Here is a 3283-nt window from a genome sequence, read left to right on the forward strand (position 1 = left end):
CCGGCGCGCCGCCGCGCGCGGTCACCACGGGGACGGGCCGGGTCGGACGTCTCGCCGCCCCGACGACGCTGCGCGCGTTCGCCGAGCGCGTGGCCGCGGTGCTCCCCGCCACGGCGCAGGGCGTGCGCGTCGCGGGCGACCTCGACGCGACGGTCGAGTCGGTCGCGGTCGTCGGCGGGTCGGGGGACTCGCTCTTCGACGCCGTGCGCGCGAGCGGCGCCGACGTCTACGTGACGTCCGACCTGCGTCACCACCCCGTCTCCGAGCTGCGCGAGCGGGCGCAGCTCGAGGCCGCCGCGACCGGTGGCCCGGCCACGCCCTACCTCGTGGACGTCCCGCACTTCGCCTCCGAGTGGCCGTGGCTCCGCTACGCTGCCGAGGACCTCGTGCGGACGCTCGCGGAGCGCGGCGCGCACGTGGAGACGCGGGTCAGCGCGACCCCCACCGACCCGTGGACGGTCCGCATCCCGTCGGCGCCGGCCGCCGACGCCCGACCGACCCCCTGACCCGACCGGGTCCGACGAGAGGAACACCACGTGGCCACCGCACCGCAGGCCGACCAGCTCCGCCTGCTCGACGTCCAGGAGCTCGACACGCGCGCGCAGCAGCTCGCGCACCAGCGCCGGAACCTGCCGGAGCTCGCGCGCATCGCGGAGCTCGACGCGCAGCTCAAGGACCTCGGGTCGTCGCTCGTCGAGTCCCGCACCGCGGCGTCGGACCTGCGGCGCGAGCTCGCGAAGGCGGAGGGGGACGTCGAGCAGGTGCGGGCCCGCGCGGCGCGCGACCAGGCGCGGCTCGACGCCGGCCAGGTCGGCGCGAAGGACGCGCAGGCGCTCGTCGGCGAGCTGGAGTCGCTCGCCCGCCGCCAGGCGGCGCTCGAGGAGGTCGAGCTCGACGTCATGGAGCGGCTCGAGGCCCACGAGGAGGCGCTCGCGCGCCTCGAGGCCGCGCACGCCGAGCTCGAGGCCGCGCGCGCCGAGGTCGTCGCGGCGCGCGACGCCCGGTTCGCCGAGCTCGACGAGGAGGCGGGCCAGGTGGCCGAGCGCCGCCGCGGGGCGGTGGCCGGGCTCGACGCCGGGCTGCTGGCCCTCTACGAGCGCGTGCGTGACCAGAACGGCGGCCGCGGCGTCGTGGCGCTGCGCGGCCAGCGCGTCGAGGGCCTCAACGTCGACCTCAGCCGGGCCGAGCTGGCCGCCATCACGTCCGCGGCCCCGGACCAGGTCGTGCGGCTCGAGGACTACGGGCACATCGTCGTGCGCCCGGAGGCCGTGAACGCGTGACGGACGGTTCGACGGGCGGCCCGGGCCGCCACGGCGCCGGGGCGCAGGCCCGGCGGCTCGTCGTCGAGGCCGACGGCGGGTCGCGGGGCAACCCCGGTCCCGCCGGCTACGGTGCGGTCGTGCGCGACGGCGCCACGGGCCGCCTCCTCGCGGAGCGGGCCGGCTTCCTCGGCGTCGCGACGAACAACGTCGCGGAGTACTCGGGTCTGGTCGCGGGGCTGCGGGCGGCGGCGGAGATCGACCCCGGCGCGCGCGTGACGGTGCGGATGGACTCGCGCCTCGTCGTCGAGCAGATGTCGGGCCGCTGGCAGATCAAGCACGACGACATGCGCCGGCTGGCGGCCGAGGCGGCCGCCGTGCTGCCCGGTGCGCAGGTCGCGTACGAGTGGGTGCCGCGCGCGCAGAACGCCGCCGCCGACCGTCTCGCGAACGAGGCGATGGACAGCGGCGGGAGCGTCGCCCGTGACCACGACGTGCCGGACGACGTGCCCGCGGCCGACGCGCCGGACGGCCACGTGCACGTCCCGGTCGAGGACGCGCCCGGCCAGGGGTCGTCCGGGACGGGGACGTCGGGGACGGAGACCTCGGGGACGACGGCGGGACCGACCGCCGGGCCGGCGCGTCCGTCCGGTGCGGCGGTCCGCTTCGACGACCTCCCCGCGCTGACGGTCGTGCTCGTGCGCCAGGGCCAGACCGCCCACACCGTCGCCGGGGCCTTCAGCGGCTGCTCGGCGCCCGGGCCGTCCCTGACGTCGCGCGGCCGCACGCAGGCGGCGCAGGCCGCGGACCTCGTCTTCCGCGTCGGGCGCACGGCCTGGGCCGACGTGCCGCGCCCCACGGCGCTCGTCGCGTCGCCGCTGCTGCGGGCGCAGGAGACGGCCGGTGCGGTCGGGCGCCGTCTCGGCCTGCCGGTGACGACCGACCCCCGGTTCGCCGAGGCGGACTTCGGCGCCTGGCAGGGCCTGACCGCGGCCGAGATCGACGAGCGGTGGCCCGGGCTGCGCGAGGAGTGGTACACGACGGGCACCGTGGCGGCGCCGGACGGGGAGTCGGTCGCGGACGTCGGGGCGCGCGTGCGCGGCGCGCTCGACGACCTCGTCCGCACGCACCTCGACGGCGCCCCCGCCGCCGGGCGGACCGTCGTCGTCGTGGGCCACGCGGTGCAGGTGCGCGCCGCGATCGGCGCGAGCATCGAGGCGCCGCCCGCGCAGTGGTCGCGGTTCCGGGTGCCGCCGGCGTCGGTCAGCCTGCTGCGGCTGTGGTCCGACGGGACGAGCGAGCTCGTCGCCCAGGGCGTGCCGAGCGACCTCTGACCGGGCTCAGGCGACGACGAGCTCGAGCGTGGAGCGCCCGCGGCCTTCGTCGTGCAGCGTCGCGTCGAGCAGTGCCGTCCCGACGAGCTCGTCCGCGGCCTTCGCGAGGTCGTCGACGGAGGCCACGACCCCGGCTCGGCGCACGAGGTGCCCGGTCAGCACGCCGCGCGTGTGCTTCGCGTTGTGCGACACGACCGACCGCCGGCCGTCCTGCTCGCGCAGGACGCGTACGGCGACGTGCTCCGCCGCCCCCTCGCCCGACGTGCGCGGCTTCCACGCCGCGGCGTACGCCGCGGAGCGGCAGTCGACGACGACGTCGCCCGCTGCCCGCGCGTCGAGCGCCTCGGCCAGGTGGGCGCGCCATGCTGTGGCGAGCCGCCCGACGCCGGGCAGCGTCACGCCCATCGACAGGCGGTAGGCGGGGACCCGGTCGGCGGGGGACAGGGCGCCCCACAGCCCCGACACCACGCGCACGTCCTCCGTCGCGCGCCGGGCCGTCTCGCCGCCCCCGGCGAGCGCGCCCGCGAGGTCCGCCGCCGCGAAGAGCACGCCGGTGTACACCTCCGCCGCGGGCGCCGCGGGAGCCGAGCGCAGAGCGGTGTTGCGGCGCACCTCGGGCTCCAGCCCCGGGCTCACGCCCAGGACGTCGAGGGCGTCGGGCCGGGCGCGCGCCGCGGCGAGCGCGTCGCC

4 protein-coding genes are annotated in these 3283 nt (G+C 78.6%); 3 read left to right on the forward strand and 1 reads right to left on the reverse strand.

The genetic code is table 11. The features are described 5' to 3' along the window. The 3 genes from JZ5iCDA_RS16430 to JZ5iCDA_RS16440 all read left to right on the forward strand — a co-directional run. Positions 1 to 506, forward strand: a 506-nt coding sequence (locus JZ5iCDA_RS16430) for a Nif3-like dinuclear metal center hexameric protein (protein ID WP_171905412.1), incomplete at its 5' end; no start/stop codon positions are given. 30 nt (positions 507 to 536) lie between these two features. Continuing rightward, entirely contained in the window at positions 537 to 1280 is a 744-nt protein-coding gene (locus JZ5iCDA_RS16435) for a zinc ribbon domain-containing protein (protein ID WP_069388107.1), read from the forward strand. After that, a complete protein-coding gene (locus JZ5iCDA_RS16440; protein ID WP_069388108.1) occupies positions 1277 to 2593 on the forward strand; it encodes a bifunctional RNase H/acid phosphatase in 1317 nt (438 codons plus the stop codon). Before JZ5iCDA_RS16435 ends, JZ5iCDA_RS16440 begins: the two co-directional genes overlap by 4 nt. 6 nt (positions 2594 to 2599) lie before the next feature. On the opposite strand, the gene JZ5iCDA_RS16445 is transcribed toward JZ5iCDA_RS16440, so the two are convergent. Continuing rightward, a partial coding sequence (locus JZ5iCDA_RS16445) for a YaaA family protein (RefSeq protein WP_069388109.1) occupies positions 2600 to 3283 on the reverse strand: 684 nt, incomplete at its 5' end.

Source organism: Cellulosimicrobium cellulans, from assembly GCF_001722485.1.
GTDB classification, from domain to species: domain Bacteria; phylum Actinomycetota; class Actinomycetes; order Actinomycetales; family Cellulomonadaceae; genus Cellulosimicrobium; species Cellulosimicrobium cellulans_A.